This window comes from Aquimarina sp. MMG016 (assembly GCF_018100805.1).
In the GTDB taxonomy this organism is placed as follows: Bacteria; Bacteroidota; Bacteroidia; order Flavobacteriales; family Flavobacteriaceae; genus Aquimarina.
The window spans coordinates 18,017-38,892 of the sequence record NZ_JAGJEA010000012.1; the positions used below are offsets into that span (position 1 = coordinate 18,017).

General features: G+C 33.4%; 20 protein-coding genes. 11 read left to right on the forward strand and 9 right to left on the reverse strand.

The window, feature by feature from the left end; translation table 11 throughout:
• Window positions 1-50 precede the first annotated feature (50 nt).
• Complete coding sequence (locus J8M14_RS18240) at window positions 51-941, forward strand: hypothetical protein (protein WP_211076263.1); 891 nt, start codon at window positions 51-53, stop codon at window positions 939-941.
• Window positions 942-1,023: 82 nt separating this feature from the next.
• Here the strand turns inward: J8M14_RS18240 and J8M14_RS18245 are convergent, their stop codons facing one another.
• Window positions 1,024-2,601: a solute:sodium symporter family transporter gene (locus J8M14_RS18245; protein ID WP_211076264.1), complete on the reverse strand. Its 1,578-nt coding sequence runs from the start codon at window positions 2,599-2,601 to the stop codon at window positions 1,024-1,026.
• A 377-nt stretch (window positions 2,602-2,978) separates the two neighbouring features.
• On the opposite strand from J8M14_RS18245, the gene J8M14_RS18250 reads away from it, so the two are divergent.
• Together J8M14_RS18250 and J8M14_RS18255 are read left to right on the forward strand one after the other, a co-directional pair.
• A complete protein-coding gene (locus J8M14_RS18250) occupies window positions 2,979-3,545 on the forward strand; it encodes a hypothetical protein (RefSeq protein WP_211076265.1) in 567 nt (188 codons plus the stop codon).
• Window positions 3,546-3,558: 13 nt separating this feature from the next.
• The gene (locus J8M14_RS18255; RefSeq protein WP_211076266.1) at window positions 3,559-4,059 is read left to right on the forward strand and encodes a nuclear transport factor 2 family protein; all 501 of its coding nucleotides are present in this window, start codon (window positions 3,559-3,561) and stop codon (window positions 4,057-4,059) included.
• Here J8M14_RS18255 and J8M14_RS18260 read toward each other — a convergent pair.
• The 6 genes from J8M14_RS18260 to J8M14_RS18285 form a co-directional block, all read right to left on the reverse strand.
• On the reverse strand, window positions 4,056-4,736 hold the full coding sequence (locus J8M14_RS18260) for an HAD family hydrolase (RefSeq protein ID WP_348772858.1): 681 nt from the start codon (window positions 4,734-4,736) through the stop codon (window positions 4,056-4,058). The genes J8M14_RS18255 and J8M14_RS18260 overlap by 4 nt on opposite strands.
• Window positions 4,726-7,152: a TonB-dependent receptor gene (locus tag J8M14_RS18265; protein WP_211076268.1), complete on the reverse strand. Its 2,427-nt coding sequence runs from the start codon at window positions 7,150-7,152 to the stop codon at window positions 4,726-4,728. Before J8M14_RS18265 ends, J8M14_RS18260 begins: the two co-directional genes overlap by 11 nt.
• A complete protein-coding gene (gene recO, locus J8M14_RS18270) occupies window positions 7,136-7,855 on the reverse strand; it encodes a DNA repair protein RecO (protein ID WP_211076269.1) in 720 nt (239 codons plus the stop codon). Before recO ends, J8M14_RS18265 begins: the two co-directional genes overlap by 17 nt.
• On the reverse strand, window positions 7,855-10,089 hold the full coding sequence (locus J8M14_RS18275) for a two-component regulator propeller domain-containing protein (RefSeq protein ID WP_211076270.1): 2,235 nt from the start codon (window positions 10,087-10,089) through the stop codon (window positions 7,855-7,857). Before J8M14_RS18275 ends, recO begins: the two co-directional genes overlap by 1 nt.
• A gap of 240 nt (window positions 10,090-10,329) precedes the next feature.
• Window positions 10,330-11,673, reverse strand: coding sequence for an NADP-specific glutamate dehydrogenase (gdhA, locus tag J8M14_RS18280; RefSeq protein WP_211076271.1), 1,344 nt, complete (start codon window positions 11,671-11,673; stop codon window positions 10,330-10,332).
• 102 nt (window positions 11,674-11,775) lie between these two features.
• A complete protein-coding gene (locus tag J8M14_RS18285; protein WP_211076272.1) occupies window positions 11,776-12,915 on the reverse strand; it encodes a cystathionine gamma-synthase in 1,140 nt (379 codons plus the stop codon).
• A gap of 114 nt (window positions 12,916-13,029) precedes the next feature.
• Here J8M14_RS18285 and J8M14_RS18290 point away from each other — a divergent pair, with 114 nt between their 5' ends.
• The gene (locus J8M14_RS18290) at window positions 13,030-13,809 is read left to right on the forward strand and encodes a DUF3298 and DUF4163 domain-containing protein (protein WP_211076273.1); all 780 of its coding nucleotides are present in this window, start codon (window positions 13,030-13,032) and stop codon (window positions 13,807-13,809) included.
• 233 nt (window positions 13,810-14,042) lie between these two features.
• Window positions 14,043-14,660, forward strand: a complete 618-nt coding sequence (locus J8M14_RS18295) for a hypothetical protein (RefSeq protein ID WP_211076274.1) — start codon at window positions 14,043-14,045, stop codon at window positions 14,658-14,660.
• On the opposite strand, the gene J8M14_RS18300 is transcribed toward J8M14_RS18295, so the two are convergent.
• The gene (locus tag J8M14_RS18300) at window positions 14,655-15,110 is read right to left on the reverse strand and encodes a DinB family protein (RefSeq protein WP_211076275.1); all 456 of its coding nucleotides are present in this window, start codon (window positions 15,108-15,110) and stop codon (window positions 14,655-14,657) included. The two genes, J8M14_RS18295 and J8M14_RS18300, sit on opposite strands and share 6 nt — an antisense overlap.
• A gap of 89 nt (window positions 15,111-15,199) precedes the next feature.
• Between J8M14_RS18300 and J8M14_RS18305 the strand changes: the two genes are divergently transcribed.
• Together J8M14_RS18305 and J8M14_RS18310 are read left to right on the forward strand one after the other, a co-directional pair.
• Window positions 15,200-15,547 carry an ArsC/Spx/MgsR family protein gene (locus J8M14_RS18305; RefSeq protein WP_211076276.1) on the forward strand — a complete coding sequence of 116 codons (348 nt, stop codon included), beginning with the start codon at window positions 15,200-15,202 and terminating at the stop codon, window positions 15,545-15,547.
• 3 nt (window positions 15,548-15,550) lie between these two features.
• Window positions 15,551-16,444 carry a DMT family transporter gene (locus J8M14_RS18310; protein WP_211076277.1) on the forward strand — a complete coding sequence of 298 codons (894 nt, stop codon included), beginning with the start codon at window positions 15,551-15,553 and terminating at the stop codon, window positions 16,442-16,444.
• Here J8M14_RS18310 and J8M14_RS18315 read toward each other — a convergent pair.
• Window positions 16,436-16,912 carry a thioesterase family protein gene (locus tag J8M14_RS18315; protein ID WP_211076278.1) on the reverse strand — a complete coding sequence of 159 codons (477 nt, stop codon included), beginning with the start codon at window positions 16,910-16,912 and terminating at the stop codon, window positions 16,436-16,438. The genes J8M14_RS18310 and J8M14_RS18315 overlap by 9 nt on opposite strands.
• Before the next feature lie 92 nt (window positions 16,913-17,004).
• On the opposite strand from J8M14_RS18315, the gene J8M14_RS18320 reads away from it, so the two are divergent.
• The 4 genes from J8M14_RS18320 (at window position 17,005) to J8M14_RS18335 (ending at window position 20,861) form a co-directional block, all read left to right on the forward strand.
• Entirely contained in the window at window positions 17,005-17,913 is a 909-nt protein-coding gene (locus J8M14_RS18320; RefSeq protein ID WP_211076279.1) for a helix-turn-helix domain-containing protein, read from the forward strand.
• A gap of 116 nt (window positions 17,914-18,029) precedes the next feature.
• Complete coding sequence (locus J8M14_RS18325; protein WP_211076280.1) at window positions 18,030-18,797, forward strand: SDR family oxidoreductase; 768 nt, start codon at window positions 18,030-18,032, stop codon at window positions 18,795-18,797.
• Between the two features lie 97 nt (window positions 18,798-18,894).
• Complete coding sequence (locus tag J8M14_RS18330) at window positions 18,895-19,896, forward strand: bestrophin family ion channel (RefSeq protein WP_211076281.1); 1,002 nt, start codon at window positions 18,895-18,897, stop codon at window positions 19,894-19,896.
• The gene (locus tag J8M14_RS18335) at window positions 19,896-20,861 is read left to right on the forward strand and encodes an alpha/beta fold hydrolase (RefSeq protein WP_211076282.1); all 966 of its coding nucleotides are present in this window, start codon (window positions 19,896-19,898) and stop codon (window positions 20,859-20,861) included. The genes J8M14_RS18330 and J8M14_RS18335 overlap by 1 nt, the downstream gene beginning before the upstream one ends.
• Window positions 20,862-20,876 lie beyond the last annotated feature (15 nt).

Below are 20,876 nucleotides of genomic sequence, written 5' to 3' on the forward strand. Positions count from 1 at the left end.
ATATCAACCAAAATCTATCAAATCAACAATAAACTCTTAATAACGCCATTATGAAAATCACACAAATCTTCAAAGCAGGAATGCTAAGTCTGCTAGTCTTTGCTTACGCATCCTGTAATCAAAAAAAATCAGAAAAAAATACAGATGAAACCGCTACTTCCGCAGACACTAAAGTTGTGGAAGAAAAAAAACCGGCAAAAAAAGAAATTACTTATGATGTAAATCAACCAAAAACCATTATCAAAGCTATTGCTGAAGCATCAGGTGGTTGGAATACGCTTTGGAATCTGAAAGATGTAGAATACACTTATACTTATGAACAAGCAGACGGTAAAAAAGATATCTCTGTAGAGCGATATATTTTTGATGGAGAATATTCATGGGCCAAATATACGACACATCAGGTAAACGTATTACCAGAAGGTAATCAACCTGTTATACAAAATCTTGCTAAAGGAAAGGTTTCTATGAGTATGGATGGTAAAGAAATGACAGATGAAAAAATGTTAGGAACTACAGATTTTTTACGACAAGTAAACTACTATTGGTTTATGATGAATTTTAAGATCGGGGATCCGGGCACCACCTACAAATATCTTGGGCAAGAACCTATAGGTGGAAAGACATATGATAAAGTAACTGTATCCTATGATCCTCAAAAAACAGGTAAGGAAGCGAATGATGCTTACATTCTATATGTTAATACCGATACTAAATTGATAGATCAATTTTATTTCTCTCTACCAGCCTGGGGAATCAATGATACTGTATTATTAATGAAAGTAAAATATACAGAAATTGATGGAATACAGGTACCAACTCATCGCTATGCATATATCCCTGACGACAAAGGCAAATATTCTGAAGAACCTTCTTTATCTGAAATTTCTACCAATGTAAAATTCAATAATGGATTCAAACCTGAAGATTTTAAAATTTAACTAGTTAAAATAAAGGTCTTAAAAAACACCCCAATACATTATAGTATTGGGGTGTTTTTTTAAGCATATTTTTACTGTTTCTCTATGAAAAATAGATATAGATGCCCACTACAATTACACAAATCGCTCCTCCAATGAGCTTAACACTTTTCCAGGGTGTGATATCCACTTCTTTGGTGTATTGTTGTTCGTAAGCAGTTTCTCTAGGGTACAGTTTACCGATAATCAACATTACAACTATATTTACGACAAAAAGGATAGCCATCACGTGCAAGAAGTGAGGGAATTGACCTTTCATAACAGTAGAATCCAGAACCACATAAATTAAATACAAGACAGCTCCTGAGATAATGGCAATTTTTGCAGCTATCGCAGGAACATTCTTGGTCAAATAGCCAACTACAATAATCGTTAAAATTGGGATACTATAACATCCATTTACCTGCTGCAAATAACTAAAAATACTTTCTGCATGTTGTAAAAACGGTGCAATAATCATGGCGAATAAAGCTAATCCCGTCCCAAAAAGTTTTCCCGCTTTTACGGTTTGTCGTTCTGAAGCTTCCTTATTGAAATATTCTTTATAAATATCTATTCCGAACAGCGTAACAGAGCTATTCAAAGCACTATTAAATGAACTTAAAATCGCTCCAAAGAGGACCGCAGCAAAGAAACCTACTAACGATAATGGTAACACTTTGCTTACTAACATCGGATAGGCTTCATCAGCTTTGTCAAGCGTATCACCAAACATATGAAAAGCAATGATACCCGGTAATACAACAATTAATGGACCAAGTATTTTAATAAATGAAGCTAGTATCAACCCTTTCTGTCCTTCTTTTAGGTTTTTGGCTCCTAAGGCTCTTTGTATAATCGCTTGATTGGTTCCCCAATAAAACAATTGCACTAACATCATTCCGGTAAAAATAGTAGCAAAAGGTACCGATGCCTCACTGGAACCTATAGAATTAAACTTTTCCGGATTCTCTTTAAACAAAGTAGTTATTCCTTCTCCAATACTACCATCACCAATTTCCAGTAAACCAAAAATCGGAATCATAATCCCTCCTATCAATAATCCAACAGCATTAATGGTATCAGATACTGCCACTGCTTTTAATCCACCAAAAATTGCATAGATTGATCCTACAATACCAATTCCAAAAACACATATCCAAATAGAAGCATTTTTAGAAACTCCTAACATTTCAGGAATATCAAACATAGTGCTCAATGCTAAAGAACCTGTGTACAACACTATTGGCAATAACACTATAGCATAGCCCGTAAGAAAAAGTCCAGAGGTAATGGCTTTAGTAGTTGTATCATATCTCCTTTCCAAAAACTGAGGTACTGTTGTAATACCCCCTTTCAGATATCTGGGTAATAAAAATACTGCAGTAATCACCATTGCAATGGCGGCTAGGGTTTCCCAGGCCATTACTAAAATCCCTTCAGTAAAAGCACTACCGTTTAATCCCACGATCTGTTCTGTTGAAAGATTAGTTAATAATAAAGACCCAGCAATAACAACTCCAGTAAGGCTTCTTCCTCCAAGAAAATAACCGTCAGATGTTCTTTCATCTGTCTTTAAAGTAGAAACGTATGCTATTACACCTACTAATAAGGTGAAGCCCAAAAAAGAAATAATACCCATGATTTGTGTTTTAAAAACTTAAATATAGGTAAATACTTTAATTAACAGTTTATCTTTTTATCAGTTACTCAAATATAGTTTTTACCAAAAAGTGTGAAAATCTAACTCTATTTACTAAAGAAACGTTAATCTTAACTAAAAAAAGTAATATCCATTGCCCTTTACTGTTAAAGCTCCTGTGCTAACCATATCACAAACTTAGTAAGTAGTGCATAAATAGAACTTTTCATTATACCTAACATACACTAAAAACACAAATCGTCATATTGTTTAATTTAAGTGTATATAAAAACCTCAGGAAATTGTCCTGAGGTTTTTTAATTTTTGTCACAGTAATAAATACCTTATTTTTGAGTCTTTACTGATAAATCATACTCATGAGATCACTTCTCTTTATAGGAATACTACTAATTTGTTTTAGTTGCAAAAAAGAAAATACATCTATTGCTCAGGAAGAAAACAGTATTATTCCATTAGACAGCCTATCAAAAGAAAAGATTGATTTTAAATTATTAAAGCTTTCCTCACAATCGCAAAAGGACTTAGAGTCTTTTGAGGACTTTCAAAACTTCAACAATCTCATTATATCCTTACATAATTATAATCCATATTATATAAAAAAATATGCAGATAGTATTGATGTATTAATCCAAATTGTAGATGAAAACCTATCCGAGGATTTTAATGTAAATACTATAAATTCCAGACTTACTGTACTATCCACAGAATCAGGTTTATTAAAAAAACTAGCACAGAAAAAACATCCTAGCACAGAAAAACTTCTAGAGGCTAATAAAAGATTGTTAAAAGCATATAACAGTTTAGTTATTCAATTAAATGAACTGTCACTAGCCATACCAGAAAACATTGAGAAAGAATTGTTACGAGATCGAGATAGCCTTAGAGAACCTATTAATGATACCAAAGAAAGGATCCAAGAATAATACAAAATATAGTATGAAAAAAATAATTATATCCATTCTAATGATCACGTGTAGCTTTTCTTTTGCACAGCAAAAAGACAATTCAGACATTGACAACACATTAGAAAAGTGGCATAAAGCAGCTGCTGAAGCAAATTTTGACACATACTTTGGTTTAATGACGTCAAATTCTATTTTCATTGGAACTGATCCTACTGAAAATTGGAGTTATGATGATTTTAAGGTATTTGCTAAACCATATTTTGACAAAGGAAAAGCTTGGAGTTTTACTACTTTAGAACGAAATATTTTTACTGAAGAAAAAAATCAAATAGCTTGGTTTGATGAATTACTTGACACTCAAATGGGGATTTGTAGAGGAAGTGGAATTGTAGAAAAAACATCAGAAGGCTGGAAAATAAGACATTATGTACTTTCTATTGCTATACCAAATGAAAATGTAAAAGAAATCACTGCACTCAAAAAAACATTCGACACCAACTTAATGAGCGTATTAATAGGTAAAAAGGATTAGAATAAGTGTTTTTTAAATTCTATTAGATCATGAAAACAATGTTTAGCTCCATGATCTAGAAGTTTCGCTTCATTCTTGGATCCAATACCTATAAAATCTAAAGATAAGTTCTGTGCGGTTTTTAAATCCCAAAGCCCATCACCGACAGAAATAATTTGATCAAAATCTGATCTGCTATAAAAAGATTTTGACCTTTCAATAGCTTCTATTACAAAACCTTCTCGTGATTCATGTGTTTTAGAAGTGGCTAATATCTGCTCATCATACCAAATATCACATTGGTCTAACTTTAGCATTGCAGGTTTTGGGAGTGCTCCCGTTGCAAAACAAAATGAAATATCATTATCTCTAAAAAATTGAATTACAGATTTTGCACCCATAATTTCTTTTACAGGATCAAAATTAAGCATCTGCCTTACAAGATCTTCTTCAAAATCATCCAGTAAATTATCCGGAAGATCATTCTGAAAATTACGCTCATAATTATAACGAAGCGCATAACTATCCGTATGATGTTTATAATTATTATAATCTGTATCTATATCAGTAATCCCAAAAGACAATAATGATTGTGTCACCGAAATAAGATACATCGATACGCTATCTGTTAGCGTACCATCAATATCAAATATGAATAATTTATTTTTCAGAGTAGAAGACTGGAATTTATAATGAATATTTTAAAGACATAATCAAGTTCCTTCCTGCAGCAGCAATACCCGACGAGTAAGGTCTATATCTTTGATCTGTTATATTTTCAATTGTAACGGTACCTTGAAGACTTGGTGTAAACTGATACTGAGATCTTAGATTCAAAGTATACCAGGATGGAGCATACGGATTTCCATTTTGATCTGCAGCATATAAAAAAGCATTGTTCTGTTGTGAAGGTGCCAATTCATCAAAGTCAAACTGTCCATTATAAACTGCAAAAGCATCTATAGTCCATTTCTGAGACGTATATGTTACATGTGTATTTCCAAATTGTGGAGATACATGTCTAGATGCTTCTGTAGAGCCATCATCAGATATTTCCTCTCCTCCAACAAAAGTATACTGTGAAGTAAACTTAAGATTTTTAGCAAAATTGTATCGTATTCCGGCCTCAAAACCATAAACTCTTGCATTTGCAGCATTTTGTATAGCTTGCACATTACTCAATTCTCCTCCAAATAGTATTTGAGTCTCACCATTTAAACTAAAGTCCCTACGCACTAATGCATTATCCAAATATGTATAATACGTAGCCAGGTCTAATGAAAAATCCTCGTCTATATTAACCCTAAGTCCTAGTTCTCCATTGTATGCATACTCTGGTACTAAATCAGGATTAGGAACTACTACAGATCCGGGTTCTGAATCAAAAATTTTACCGACATCATCAATATTTGGAGCTCTAAATGCTGTGGAAAAATTTAATTTCCATTGAATCATATCGTTGGGCAACCAGCTAAAACCAGCAGTTCCGGTTACAGCATCAGTGTCCAAATTAGCCTCTGTAAATGGAAAATCAAAAAACTCTTTATCAAATTCTGAATATAAAATGATCCTGTTATACCTCAAACCACCTTGAAATCTTAATTTTTCGCTGAAGTTATGCTTTAAACTTCCATAAGCAGCAACAGATTGCCAGGTAGATCCGTCAGGATAGCGTGAAGGCGCATTTACTTGCTCTCCTGTTTCAATGTTATGCTCAGTACCATCAGAAAATACTTGATTCAAAATATACTCAGCTCCATAATACAAAGTAGTTTTTTTGCTTAGCTTTTTTTCTAAATCAAAATTAATAGAATACGCATCAACTTGTTCCTGGGTTCTTTCTAAAATAGAGCTTCCAAAATTTCGATCATTTCTACTCTCCTCAAAATATTGATATGCTCCTGTTATCTTTATTTGATCATACAATATACTCCCCGATTTATGATATGCCTGCAAATTACCCATAAACCATCGTTGTGGTCCATAAAACCATTCTGCAGATCTCAGATTACCATCTATTCTTCTAATCAAACGATCATATCTAGGGTAATCTGAGGTTGAAGTATACATTAAACCTAGATTGAAGTCCCAATGTTCATTTGGTAAATAATGCACTTTCTGAAGCAAATTGACTTGATTATAACCAGTAAACACCTGTTTTTCAGGGTCTTCATTTTGTATTACTATATCCTCTCCATTTACGGTTTCTACATATTCATTCCTTAAGTAATCGTCCGGGCCATGGCTACCCATTTTTAAATCGTCAAAATCAGTATAGCTAATACTAGTTAAAAAAGCCCATTTTTCTAGACCTATATTAAAGTCAATATGACCTGTTTTTTCATTACTGGCACTTGCATATCTTACAGAAGCATTACCACTAAGCTTATTCCTGCCACTTATGGCAAATTTAGGTTGAGTTGTATAAAAATTCATCACCCCGCCCACAGCATCACTTCCATAAACCACTGATCCAGGACCTAATATCACTTCTGTCCTATTAACTGCAAAAGGGTCTACTGAGATCACATTCTGTACATTCCCTCCTCTAAAAATTGCCGTATTCATACGAACTCCATCAACCGTCAGTAACAATCTATTGGTTGAAAAACCTCTAATTATTGGACTACCTCCACCTAATTGGCTCTTTTGGATAAAAACCTGACCACTGCTTTGTAATAAATCTGCAGAAGTCTGAGGTGTGGCCAGTGTGATATCATTGGATGATATACTTACTATTTTTTGGGTAACATCTTTTTGTTCTTGCTCCCATTTAGATACAGAAATAACAACTTCAGAAAGTTCATTTTCGCTTGCCTCAAGATAGATTCTATTACCCATCCTTCTAACCTTTGCTTTTGAAAAATTAGTTGTGATATGAGAAACATGAGCAAAGTATAATGTCTCGTCTTCTGAAAACATAGAAATATCAGCAACTCCATCAAAGTCTGTAATTGTACTTTTGGACTTTATTTTATTATATATCGCAACATCCGGAATTGGATCATTATTAGATTTGCTATAAACCGTTACCTCTTGAGCATTAATCTTTGGAAAAAAGAATAAAATCAATAAAAGAAAGGGAAACAGAGATGATTTACTCAAAAACTTCATTCAGAATAGATAGCGATTTAGGTTTTTTAAATTCGTGCAAATGTAATTCAAAATATAATAACAAAACGTTAAGAACTCGACTTCTTAAAGTCTTGGACAGCTTAATATTCATACTTTCCTCAAATGTCGTGCCTAAAAACTCTTTTAGTTTTGAAATATGCTCTCCTTTAACACAATACAGGTTTGTATCATTCTTTTGAAAGTAACCATCTTGCATATTGAAATATTCCGAATCTATTCTGGATAAATCTGGATAAAACCCTAAATATTGAGTGAGTTTTATCATAAAAGAGATATGAAAATTACCAATATTATCATGAGAATCCAACCAAAGTAAAGTAGTTTCCAGGTATTCGAATAAGTCTTTATTGGTTTCCTCTTCACGTATAGAATTTTTAAGAATTTCTGAAAGAAAGAATACTATCGAACTTTTCATTAAATCACTATGTAATGTTAGGTAAGGTTTGCTAATTTTAGCTTCCTTTATTCTTTCTAAAGTACCCTTATCTTTATGAACGGCTTCTATCTCTAATAAGGTTAACGGTTGAAAAAATGAAGATCTTATTTTTCCTCTTTTAGACTTTAGGACTCCTTTTAATAAATACGATCGTAAACCACTTGTTTTGGTAAATAATTTAACTATCAGATCTGCCTCTCCATAACGTAAAGAATGTACTACAATAGCTGGAGAATTAATAATCATTAGCGAACAATCAAAAGCTTAGAAACAGTCGTCTCTGCCTGGTCTTCTCCAGTCACAAGAATCAGATATACTCCTGAGGCTACCTTGTGTCTACCAAATGCCGAGGTATCCCATTGAATACTTCCTCCTTCACTTATCTCTTCATACACAAGATTACCTTCAATATCCGTGATTTTCACACTGGCTCTACTGGTAAGTCCTTTTATGGTTACACGACCACTAAACCCTGGCCTAACAGGATTAGGAAAGGCCACGACATTATCTAAGTTATCTTCTGGTCCCGTAGCAGTACCTTTAAATTCTAATAATCCTTTTTCAGAAGCAAAATAAACAGATCCTGTAGAGTCGTCAATTGAAATATCTAAAATATTATTAGAAGGAAGTGGAGAATTAGCCACAGTAAAATGCTCTAATGTTTCTTGCCCATCAGATGAAAAATAAAATACCCCAGAAGATGAAGTAGCAACCCATTTGTTATTAGAACCATCTACCTCTATATCTGTGATAAATTGATCAAAAAGTAACTCTTGCGGTACACTCTCATCATCAAGAATTATAATTTGGCTCGTTTGAGGGTTACTTTCTTGAAAAACTCCTGAAGCATTAAACAATACTCTTAAGCCTTTAAAAGTACCAATCCATAATTGATTATTCCTATCCATTGCTAATGCACTGACCGAGACACTAGGCAAATTTCCTTCTCTTGAAACTTTCGTTAATTGCCCAGTGCTAATATTATATCCTATAACACCATTAAGGTATGATCCTGTAAAAACATTACCATTTCTGTCCAAAACCACATCACTAAAACCTAGATCTTGATCTGCTGTAGGGATTACACTTGCCAGGTCTACATTAAAAATTTCTTTTGTATCGATATTAAATCGTTTTAACCCATTTTGTACTCGCGAGTTCCCAATCCATAAATCTCCATTCCTATCAAACACAGAACCGTAAAGAAATGTAAATTCAAAAGTAGGATGATCAGGAACAAATGATTCAAAATCACTGTTTGTAGTATTATACAAATTCGTGACCACATTATTATTAATCTCTAACAACCCATCATTTAGACTACTAATAAAAACTTGCTCTTCATTATTTGGGTTGATGGTAATATAACTTAAAGCTCCTGCTCCTAAAACATTATCTCTGGAAATATTTTGCCAAACCCCATTTTTCAACCTACTAATTCCTCTTCGTTGTAATGGAAATGGATTATAATCCACACTATGATCTCCATAAACTACCCAAAGATTATTATTAAACGCTTCTAATGCAAATGGTATATTAAGTAATGGGCCATCTGGTGAAATGAGGTTATTAATCGATGTGTTCATAATATCAACCTCCAATAATCCCTTTGTTCTGGTCCCCAAATATATTTTATTACCTAAAACAGTAGATGTATTAAGAGTAAAAGCATTATCTGTATTGCTAATAACAGTACTTATTTCTTGCAGATTAGTATCATAAACTAAAGTTCTGTCAGCTAATGTTATTGACAAATTTGATTCACTTACCAAAAAATCCAGAATTGCAGAAGTAGTGGTGATAGCATTAGTTAAAACATTCCCTGTCAATAACTGAATGGTTGTTGTATTTTGCCATACGTAAATTTGATTATTAAAAACTTCGATTCCATTAAAATTACCAAGTGCTAGCTGTGTCCATTGGCTAAAATCTACAAGATTAGAATTATTAATATCAGCACTAAAAATACCATTACTGGATGACGTTGCATACAATGAATTTCCTTGAACCGTAGTTCCTGTAATTCTAACTTGACTTCCTTCTGGTCCTATAAGAAAAGTATCTCTGAATTCAATCCTATCCAAATTAAATTCAACTATACCAAAATCGGTGGAAATGTATAAAATATTGTCACTCTCAAAAAAATGATTGATTCTCTTATCCGTTGGCGGTATTGTTGGTTTTTCTACTATATCTATAAAGGTTTTTACATCATCATTACCTAATAGTATTTCTATCAAACCATTTTCATATCCAATTGCAGTTAAATCATAAATAGAGCTATGGTAAACAGAAGAGATGGTTTCTCCAGAAAGACCATCTACTGTCGAAAATGTTTTAGAAGTATTACTTTCTGTATCGTAAACAAAAATTGAATTCTCAGAAGCTGCATAAATTTTAGAGTCGCTAACGTATAAGTCACTGATCTGAAAATAGGAATAATGACCAGTCCACCGATTACTAAAATCTTGCGAACACAAGCATATTGGTATTAAAAAGAAAAAAAACTTGATAAAATTACGCATAATAGTATAGAAACTTTATTCTGTTCTGATAACACGCTAAAATAGTAATTATTGCAGTCATTATATGTAAAAGACTTACTATTATCATTACAACATAAATCTTTCCATTTCGAAATCCATTCATAAAATATAAAAAACTAATAAACCGTTTGAGCTAGAAGCTCAAACGGTTTATTATGTTATAAAATTTAGTATTTATACTACTCCTTGTGCAAGCATGGCATCAGCTACCTTTACAAAACCTGCTATATTGGCTCCCTTTACATAATCAATATATCCATCATCGTCTTTACCGTACTTTAGGCACGCAGAATGAATATCCTCCATAATTTGTTTTAATTTTTCATCTACCTCTTCTCTGGTCCAATTAAAACGTAAAGAGTTTTGAGTCATCTCAAGACCTGAAGTAGCCACGCCTCCTGCATTAGATGCTTTACCTGGAGCAAAGAAAATCTTTGCCTCATGAAATGCCGATACTGCTTCTGGTGTACTTGGCATGTTAGCTCCTTCACTAACACAAATACACCCATTTACTATTAATGTTTTTGCATCATCTCCATTAAGTTCATTTTGTGTAGCACAGGGCAGTGCAATATCACATTTCTCTCCCCAAGGAGTTTTTCCTTTATGAAATACAGCCGAAGGATATTTATCTACATATTCATTGATACGTCCTCGTTTTTCATTTTTAAGTTCCATAACGAACTCCAACTTCTCTTGATCGATACCGTCTTTATCATAAATATATCCTGAAGAATCAGAAAGTGTAACCACTTTAGCTCCTAGCTGTAATGCTTTTTCAGTTGCATATTGTGCGACATTACCAGAACCCGAAACAGTAACTGTCTTTCCTTTAAAAGAATCTCCTTTGGTTTCCAGCATATTTTGAGCAAAATAAACTGTCCCATATCCGGTAGCCTCAGGACGAATCAATGATCCTCCCCAGGAAATACCCTTTCCTGTTAGTACTCCGGTAAACTCGTTCTTCATTTTACGATATTTACCAAATAGGAATCCGATCTCGCGACCTCCAACCCCTATGTCACCAGCCGGAACATCTGTATTTGGACCAATATGCCTATATAATTCACTCATAAAACTATGACAAAATCTCATAATCTCATCATCAGATTTTCCTTTTGGATCAAAATCAGACCCTCCTTTACCACCACCCATTGGTAGTGTAGTCAGGCTATTTTTAAATACTTGCTCAAATGCCAAGAATTTAAGAATACTCAAGTTCACCGAAGGATGAAAACGCAATCCTCCCTTATAAGGTCCAATTGCAGAATTCATCTGAATTCGATACCCTCTATTCACATGAATTTCACCTTTATCGTCTACCCAAGGAACACGGAACATAATTGCCCTTTCTGGCTCCACCATTCTAAGTAGAATGTTTTTACCATTATAAATTTCGTTAGAAGCGATGTAAGGAATTACCGTTTCGGCCACCTCTTGTACCGCCTGTAAGAACTCAGGTTCATGCTGATTTCGAGCTCTCACTTCTTCCATAAATGCATTGATCTTTGCTTGCATATGTTAACAGAATTAATAGATTCTTATTGAATGGTTATTTTTACGAGTCAAATATATGATATTACTAAAAATATATATCTATTTTTTTGAATTTAATAATACTCAATCGATTGCTTGCTCAAGATCTGCAATTAAGTCATCTACATCCTCGATCCCCACACTTAATCTGATCAACGAATCTTCCACTCCAGTCTTTACTCGCTCTTCTTTTGGGATAGATGCATGTGTCATACTTGCTGGATGTCCAGCCAAGCTTTCTACTCCACCGAGTGATTCTGCCAAAGTAAAAACCTTTAAATTCTCGACTATTTTAATAGCTTTATCATAATCACTTCCTTTAGTAACAAATGAAATCATTCCACCAAAACCATCCATCTGCGATTTGGCAATATCATGGTTAGGATGATCTTCAAAACCTGGCCAATATACTTTTTCAATTTTCGGATGGTTCTTCAGGTATTTTGCAATCGCTTCTCCATTTTCGCAATGACGTTGCATACGAATATGTAATGTTTTGATTCCTCTCAAGGCTAAAAAACTATCTTGAGGACCACAAATAGCTCCACTTGCATTTTGGATAAAATATAATTTATCTGCCAACTCTTTATCTTTTACAATCAAAGCTCCCATTATCAAATCACTATGTCCGCCAATATATTTAGTCGCGCTATGCATCACGATATCTGCTCCAAGATCTAAAGGTCTCTGTAAATAAGGAGTTGCAAACGTGTTGTCTACCGCCAATAATACATTATGTTTTTTTGACACTTCAGCCATAGCTTTGATATCTATAATATTCATCATTGGGTTAGTTGGTGTCTCCACCCAGATCAGTTTTGTATTTTTATTCACATAACCAGCTACTTCATCTGCATTTTTCATCCCAATAAAGTGAAACTTAATCCCGAAATCTTCAAATATCTTAGTAAATAATCTATAGGTTCCACCATATAAATCATTGGTAGAGATTACCTCATCACCAGGTTTTAATAATTTAATAACCGCATCAATTGCAGCCAGTCCAGACCCAAAAGCTAATCCAAACTTTCCATTTTCTATGCTGGCTAAAGAATTTTCTAATGCTTTTCTGGTTGGGTTGTGTGTTCTGCTATATTCAAAACCTCTGTGCCCTCCAGGAGTAGTCTGGGCATAAGTAGATGTTTGATATATTGGAGGCATCACCGCACCATAAGCAAGGTCGTGTTCCTGACCTCCATGTATAGTTTTAGTGTTAAATTTCATATAGCCATAAATTTTTGACAAGAATGAATTAACTTGTTCGGTTTTATGTTAAAAAACTGAGCAAATGTATGATTTAATTCGTTCTAATCATATTTCAATGAATACCTTTAGTAGATGATTAACACAAAACCTAACATCAGTCTTACAACCATTTTTTTGCTATTGATTTTTACTAGTTTTTACAACTGTAATACCAAAGAATCTTATATATTCGAGAAACAACGTTTTGATGCTAAGACCATAATTGATTGTGAGGGAACTGATTGTGCTTCTTTAGAAATTAATTTAATCCAATCTATTAATGACAACTCAATTTCGGCTGCAATTAATAAAGAGATTGAAAGTGTGGCCTGCGCAATACTTAATATCGGAGAAAATGACCCAGAAGAAAACATAGAAAATGCGATCAATGAATTCAACTTTTCGTTTTTGGGGATGAAAAAACGATTTCCGGAAGAAACGGTTCCTTATGAAGCTACTATTGACTGTGATCTAAGCTGTCAAAACGAGAATATGATCTCTATCATTATGGATTCTTATGTCTTTACTGGTGGAGCTCACGGATATGGAGGCGTATCATATATAAATATAGATGCAAAAACCGGAAAGCGTATCTCTAATCGTGATCTTTTTAAAAAATATAAAGAATTTGAGAGTTATGCCGAAAAAGCATTCAGGACTCAACATGACATCTCTAAAGATAAATCCATAAATAGCACTGGGTTTTTCTTTGAAAATGACACCTTCAGTTTGCCTTCGACTATTGGTTTTACAGATAAAGAAGTTGTTCTTCTCTATAATTCGTATGAAATTAGTTCATACGCTGAAGGACCTATCGAACTTAAATTAAAAAAGCAAGATGTAGCTTCTTTTTTTGCTTTTGAAATTGAATAAAATACTTTAATTTAAAAAAGAAGTTATAATCATTTTCCATATCGACACTGTAATATATGATAACTGATATCAAAACTAACATTATCTCAAAATTCTTTTTCTTAACACTAACTTTAATAGGATTCTATAGTTGTAATAATTCAAAACCTTTGGTTTTTGAAAAACAAAATTTGAAAATAGACACACTAATTAATTGTAAAAAATTTAATTGCGATTCAGTAAAAATCAATTTATTGAACATTGCGGATAATGACGAAATCTCAAAAAGTATAAATCAAGAAGTAGAAAAAACTGCTTGTACTGTTATAAACATTGGACGTGTTGAACCGCATAAAACCCTAAAGAAAGCAATAGATGAATTTCATGACTCTTATCTAAATCTTAGTAATAAATATCCTGAAGGCATAAAACCCCCTTATGGTATTTTCATTGATTACGAAAAAAGCTTTCAAAACAATGATATCATTTCTTTAAAGATGAAATCTCAAATTCATGAAGGCGGTTTAAGCAGGAACGACAAAATCACATATCTTAATATCAACACTAAAACTGGCAAACAAATCATAAATGATGAGCTTATCAAAGATCATAAACTTTTTAATGATTATGCCGAAAAAATAATAAGAAATCAATACAACATCACCCAAAACAAACCTTTTAGAAAATTCAGAGAGGTTAATATATTTTTTGATGGCGATAGATTCTATTTACCTAAAAACATAGGAATCACTGACAAAGAAGTCATTCTTTATTATAATCCAAATGAAATTAATGTCTCGACAGAAGATGGTATTGTTTTAAAACTAAACAAACAGGAAGTAGCTCCCTTTTTTACTATCAATATCTTATAATGACTTTTTAAGCGCCAAAACATATCCTAAATGAATACCTTCGTGAAAATTATTGAAATTCAAAGCACCTTGTAACGATTTTAATACAAAACCTGTGCTGGTTGGATACTCTTTAAACCCTTTAAAAATATCAGCTTTGAGGTCTTTTTCAGTTTGATCCAAAGTAGAAAATAACAAAGCTTTTACTTTATCTACTTCTTCCTGGTTTACTACTTCTTCAGTTTTTGTGCCTTTCCTATACTTGTCTACCATTTCATCATCAATCATCATTGGTAAACCACTCAATTTATAGACTAATAATTGCTGAGTAACCACCACATGAGCAATATTCCATATCAAATTATTTGAAAAACCCTCGGGAACTTTATTTAGTTGCTCTAAAGAATGATTATCTAATATTTTCTCTAAAATTTTTCGGTTGACTCGTGCGATTTCTATTGGATCTTGCATAGGGTTCTTAATTTTTAGCCAAAAATATAAGTTTTCATCGTGAAATGAATTTCCTTTGTGATGATTTTGACACATAAACCATTTTCACATTGAAAAAAATATATCACCTATCCACTTGTGACACCTGTAAAAGAATCATTAGTGAATTAAACCCTCCTTCTGATTATGTATTGCAAGACATTAAGAATGACGCTATTACGGTAGCCCAAATTGAAGAAATGTATGCGCTAGCAGGAAGTTATGAAAGCTTGTTCAGTAAACGTGCCAGATTATATAAAGAACGTGATCTCAAAAACCAAAATCTAGAGGAAGAAGATTACAAAAATCTAATTCTTGAACATTATACGTTTCTAAAACGTCCCGTAATTATTGCTAATGATCAAATCTTTATTGGTAATAGTAAAAAAGTAGTTGAAGCGGCAAAAGCAGCAATATAAACTATGAGTAAAAGAGCTTTAGCACTCATAGCAGCAAGTTTTGTGGCCATATTTTATGGAGCAAATTATACGATTGCTAAGGATGTTATGCCTCATTACATAAAACCTTTTGGATTTATTGTACTGCGTGTTGCCGGAGCTTTTCTGTTGTTCTGGGCTATTAGTTTTTTAGGGCCCAAAGAAAAAATAGAGCGTAAAGATTTTGCTCAGATCGCTTTAGCTTCCCTATTTGGAGTAGGAATAAACATGTTAGCTTTTTTTGAAGGGCTCAATCTAACTACTCCGATCAGTGCATCTGTTTTGATGGTGACAACTCCTATCATTGTGCTCATCTTAGCTGTAATATTTCTAAAAGAAAAAGTTAGGCTTCTAAAAATATTAGGTGTTTTAATTGGGCTTTCAGGAACACTGCTTATTATACTCTACGGCACAGGAAATTCTGCCACTGCAACTAATCCCTCATTAGGTAATTTTCTGATTTTTGTAAACGCTACTTCTTATGCTTGCTACATTATTGTGGTAAAGAAGATAACTCAGAAATATCATCCTTTTACATTTATAAAATGGATGTATGGTATTGGTTTTTTCTTTGTGTTACCATTTGGACTCTCTCAACTACTAGAAGTACAACCAGATTTAATTCCCCTTGAAGGATATTTAAAAATAGGATACGTTATTCTATTTGCAACTTTTGGAACGTACATTCTTAATATTTTTGCAATACGTGAACTAAAGCCTACTACCGTAGCTGTTTTTATTTATCTTCAACCTTTATTGGCATCCATATTTGCTATCGGATTGGGTAAAGATAAACTTGATATTATTAAAGTCACGGCTACGCTCTTAATTTTTATGGGAGTATATTTGGTCACTAAAAAACCAAAAGCTTTAGGTTAAATCCTTAGGAGTTTTATTAAACCTTCGTGTATCTTCTTTGGTGAGCACTTTAAAGTTTTCTGGACGTTCTATCTTATCTAAAAATTGTTGCATTTCCTCCGGAAGTGGAATTAGTTTTCTCGTGCCAAGGTCTATCCAGGCTCCCATCATCTCACATTGTGCAAAGTTTCTTCCTTTATGATCATAAAAATTATGTCTGAACTCAAAAAACTTTCCATCTTCGCTTAAACCAGAAAGTTCTAAAGAAACTCTTATCGGTCTTCCGTAAAAAACCTCCTTAAAATAATAAATGTGTTCATAAAAAACTACAGGTCCTATATTAAATTTACCAAGCAGCCTTCTATCAAAGCCCTGTTCTGAAAGAAAAGACATACGAGTATGTGCTGCAAATTCTATATATGCTTTATTAGCTAAATGACGATTCGCATCAATATCGTTCCATCTAATTTCATATTCTTTTATATACATATCTATTACCTTTTTGGAACTACAAAAATACGAAATGTTTTACTATGCATGCATAGTAAAATAGACTTGAAATTATGTATATTTATACATAGATGAAGGCAAATACCAATATCAAAGCATATAACAAATTATCAGATCTCTACGAAGATGAAAAAGTTGGTAACAGTATAATGCAAGATTCGGACTTTACGATTCATCGCATGGAAATAGTGCACAATAAACCGATAGAATCACCTATATTTAGAGCCAACTACTTCTCTTTTCTATTAATTAAATCCGGAAAAAGTTTTTATACTATTGATGACCACCAATTTCGTACTAAACCGCATACCTTATACTTTACTAATCCGGGACACCTCAAATCCTTTGGCATTGAAGAGGTTGTAACCGGTTTTATTATCACTTCATCAGAAGAATATCTAAAAGAACATATCCATAACACAGTTTTTGACGAATTTTCTTTTCTATTGACTGAAATGGTTCCTCCTTGCTTCTTAGATCGGAAGCGATTCGAAGAGCTTCACCACCTGGCAGAACAGATTCTGGAAGAACAAAACAAAAAATCTACCTTAAGACATAAAATTGTGAGTTCACTATTCATGGTTTTTCTGTTAAAAGTAAAAGAGTTTTTATTGGAAGACGATTCTTTTAAAGTTGCGTATGATCGAGACAGTGAGATTGTGAATCAATTCAAAAAAGATCTGGAAAGTATTTTTAGATCAAAAGATCTTAAAAACGGCGTTTTACAGGTTGCTTTTTTCGCAGAAGCGCAACAGCTACATCCAGCTTACTTCTCTACGGTTATTAAAACCAAAACTGGTAAATCTGCTAATCGATGGATCCAGGATAAAATATTAATTGAAGCTCAAGCATTACTTTCTAAATCTTCCATACCCATAAAGCAAATTGCCTATCAACTTGGTTATAATGAACCTACTCATTTTTCAAAGTTCTTTAAAAAACAAACCGGACTGACTCCTAATCAGTATCGAAAACAGTAAAAAATCTCTTTTCTTAAAAATATACCATACTTCCTAAAAAATGTGCCTTTATCAGCATTGATTTCTGAAAGATATTTGCAGTGTAATTATTTAATAATCATATAAAAACACAAATAATGAAAACTTTAGAAAACAAAATCGCATTGGTTACAGGAAGTAGCCGTGGACTAGGAAAAGAAATGGCTATCAGATTAGCACAACAGGGTGCAGATATTTTGGTAACTTACAATGCTAACAAAAACCAGGCAGATGAAACTGTTAAAGAAATTGAAGCTTTAGGTCAAAACGCTGTAGCATTTCAATTAAACGTTGGTGATAGTTCTACTTTTGACACTTTCTTTGCAACAATAAAAAGCACTTTAGAAAAACATTGGAATACTTCAAAATTCGATATTTTGGTAAACAATGCCGGTATTATTGCTCACGAAATGGTCGCTGAGACGTCAGAAGCTACATTTGACAGCTTAGTAAATATTCAATTAAAAGGTCCTTTCTTCATCACCCAAAAAGCGTTAGGATTATTGAACGATGGAGGGAGGATCATCAACATTTCTACAGGATTGGCAAGATTTAGCCTTCCGGGATATGGTGCATACGCCTCTATGAAAGCTGGTATCGAAGCATTTACCAGATATTTAGCAAAAGAGCTTGGTGCTCGTCAAATCACTGCTAATGTAGTTGCACCCGGAGCCATTAATACCGATATGAATAAGGATGCTCTTGAAAACAATCCAGAATTAGAAAAAATATTATCATCTGTAACTGCTCTGGGAAGAGTTGGGGTTGCTGAAGATATTGGCGGTGTAGTTGCTTTTTTAGCCAGCGAAGATGCTAGATGGATTAATGGTCAACGAATAGAAGCTTCGGGAGGAATGTTTTTATAATATCTATTGTATACCTCAAATGATCATAAAGACCTTCAAGGTTTCAGAAACCTTGAAGGTCTTTATATTTTTATTATTTTAGAACAAAAATTCACACATGTACATCAAACGTAATATTGGTTGGGGGCTTATACTTCGTTATGCCTGGAAAAACTTATTGTTTTTCATTATTTACACAGCCGGAATTTTCTCGATCTACTATTTTTTAGACTGGACATTCATTGACATCCCATTTCAACCTTTATCCGTTATTGGTATTGCGGTGGCTTTTTATATCGGTTTCAAAAACAGTCAAAGTTATGATCGTTTCTGGGAAGCTCGTAAAATCTGGGGAGGTATCGTTAACTATTCGAGAACCTGGGCGAACCAAATAGTAAGTTTGGTTAATGATGATCAGGAAACTAAAAAAGTGCTTATACATCGTCATATAGCATGGATCAATGCTTTAAGAATTCAGCTAAGACAACCCACTTCTTTTTCTATCAAAGAAAATGCTGCAGTAGAAAAACTATTTAAAAAACATGGAGAACAAAAGCCTGCATGTGACGCTACCAGAGATTTTGTACACGATGAAGAATATATAGATTTATTGCAAAGAAAAAATACAGCCACTCACATTGTAAAAAATCAAGGCTTACACATCAAAAAACTATGTGGTGAAGGAAAAATAACAGAATTCGACAAACAACTTTTACACGGTGTACTTGAAGAATTATATAACCTTCAGGGGAAATGTGAGCGTATAAAAAACACACCATTTCCAAGGCAATATGCTTATTTTAGTACTGTATTTACCTGGATTTTTGTTTTACTCCTTCCATTTGGCATGCTAAATGTTTTTGAAAATGAATTAAAAGACATGTCTCACGATATCCAACCCTGGTTTATCTTTCTAATGATCCCTTTATCGGTTTTAGTATCATGGATATTTACTACGATGGAAAAAATAGGAAGTAATAGCGAGGATCCATTCGAAGGAAGGGTAAACGATGTACCTATGACTGCATTATGTAGAACTATAGAAATAGACCTGAGAGATATGCTGGATGAAAAAGAATTACCCGAAAAGGTACAACCAAAAGATAATATTTTGTACTAATGCCTTTAGTTCAATCCGATTACAAACCTCCTTTTCTATTCAGGAATGGTCATTTTTCTACCATTTATCCTAATCTAATGCGTAAGATCAATGGTATCCAGCAGCATCGAGAGCGCTTGGAACTGGAGGATGGCGATTTTATAGATTTGGATTGGAGTTATGCTTCTACAAAGCCTTCACAACACATGACTATTATAATTCATGGACTCGAGGGTAACGCACAACGTCAATATATGGTTGGGCTTGCCAAGCATCTCAATGTTAACGGATGGGATACCGCTGCAGTTAATCTAAGAAACTGTAGTGGCGAAGTGAATCGAAAATATAGATCTTATAATGCCGGTGTAAGCGACGATCTTGATGCTATAGTTACTTATATCATTTCAAAATATGAATATTCATCGATTACTATATGTGGTTTTAGTTTAGGTGGAAACATTATGTTAAAGTACTTAGGGGAAGAAAGACAAATTCCCTCACAAGTAAAGTCAGGTGTAGCTATTTCGGCTCCCTGTGATCTTCATGATTCTTTGAAAGCTATTAATAAACCTAACAATTTTATCTACCAACAAAGGTTTATAAGACACCTCAAAGCTAAGTTGATAGAACGACAAGTCGTTTTTCCTGATAAAATAACCAAATCAGATATAAAAGCTTGTAAGTCACTTATAGATATTGATAATTTATACACAAGTAAAGCTCACGGATATATTGATGCTATAGATTATTATACAAAATGCAGTAGTAAACAATTTTTAAACAGTATCCGGATTCCTACACTTATAATTAATGCAAAGAATGATTCGTTTCTGGGGGACAAATGCTATCCAATTGCCGAAGCCAAAAACAATCCAAATTTATTCTTAGAAACTCCGGATTATGGAGGACATGTTGGATTCTATCTTCCCAAAGAAACATTTTATAATGAATTAAGAGCTTTTGAATTTTTTAGTCAATACATATAACTTATATTGTATGTC

What these genes read in the sequence shown, in the direction of transcription:
- J8M14_RS18240 (WP_211076263.1), top strand. Translation starts at nt 51, where the DNA reads ATGAAAATCACACAAATCTTCAAAGCAGGAATGCTAAGTCTGCTAGTC.
- J8M14_RS18330 (WP_211076281.1), top strand. Translation starts at nt 18,895, where the DNA reads ATGTACATCAAACGTAATATTGGTTGGGGGCTTATACTTCGTTATGCC.
- J8M14_RS18300 (WP_211076275.1), bottom strand. Translation starts at nt 15,110, where the DNA reads ATGCAAGATCCAATAGAAATCGCACGAGTCAACCGAAAAATTTTAGAG.
- J8M14_RS18250 (WP_211076265.1), top strand. Translation starts at nt 2,979, where the DNA reads ATGAGATCACTTCTCTTTATAGGAATACTACTAATTTGTTTTAGTTGC.
- J8M14_RS18335 (WP_211076282.1), top strand. Translation starts at nt 19,896, where the DNA reads ATGCCTTTAGTTCAATCCGATTACAAACCTCCTTTTCTATTCAGGAAT.
- J8M14_RS18290 (WP_211076273.1), top strand. Translation starts at nt 13,030, where the DNA reads ATGATTAACACAAAACCTAACATCAGTCTTACAACCATTTTTTTGCTA.
- recO (WP_211076269.1), bottom strand. Translation starts at nt 7,855, where the DNA reads ATGATTATTAATTCTCCAGCTATTGTAGTACATTCTTTACGTTATGGA.
- gdhA (WP_211076271.1), bottom strand. Translation starts at nt 11,673, where the DNA reads ATGCAAGCAAAGATCAATGCATTTATGGAAGAAGTGAGAGCTCGAAAT.
- J8M14_RS18310 (WP_211076277.1), top strand. Translation starts at nt 15,551, where the DNA reads ATGAGTAAAAGAGCTTTAGCACTCATAGCAGCAAGTTTTGTGGCCATA.
- J8M14_RS18320 (WP_211076279.1), top strand. Translation starts at nt 17,005, where the DNA reads ATGAAGGCAAATACCAATATCAAAGCATATAACAAATTATCAGATCTC.
- J8M14_RS18325 (WP_211076280.1), top strand. Translation starts at nt 18,030, where the DNA reads ATGAAAACTTTAGAAAACAAAATCGCATTGGTTACAGGAAGTAGCCGT.
- J8M14_RS18285 (WP_211076272.1), bottom strand. Translation starts at nt 12,915, where the DNA reads ATGAAATTTAACACTAAAACTATACATGGAGGTCAGGAACACGACCTT.
- J8M14_RS18265 (WP_211076268.1), bottom strand. Translation starts at nt 7,152, where the DNA reads ATGAAGTTTTTGAGTAAATCATCTCTGTTTCCCTTTCTTTTATTGATT.
- J8M14_RS18245 (WP_211076264.1), bottom strand. Translation starts at nt 2,601, where the DNA reads ATGGGTATTATTTCTTTTTTGGGCTTCACCTTATTAGTAGGTGTAATA.
- J8M14_RS18315 (WP_211076278.1), bottom strand. Translation starts at nt 16,912, where the DNA reads ATGTATATAAAAGAATATGAAATTAGATGGAACGATATTGATGCGAAT.
- J8M14_RS18255 (WP_211076266.1), top strand. Translation starts at nt 3,559, where the DNA reads ATGAAAAAAATAATTATATCCATTCTAATGATCACGTGTAGCTTTTCT.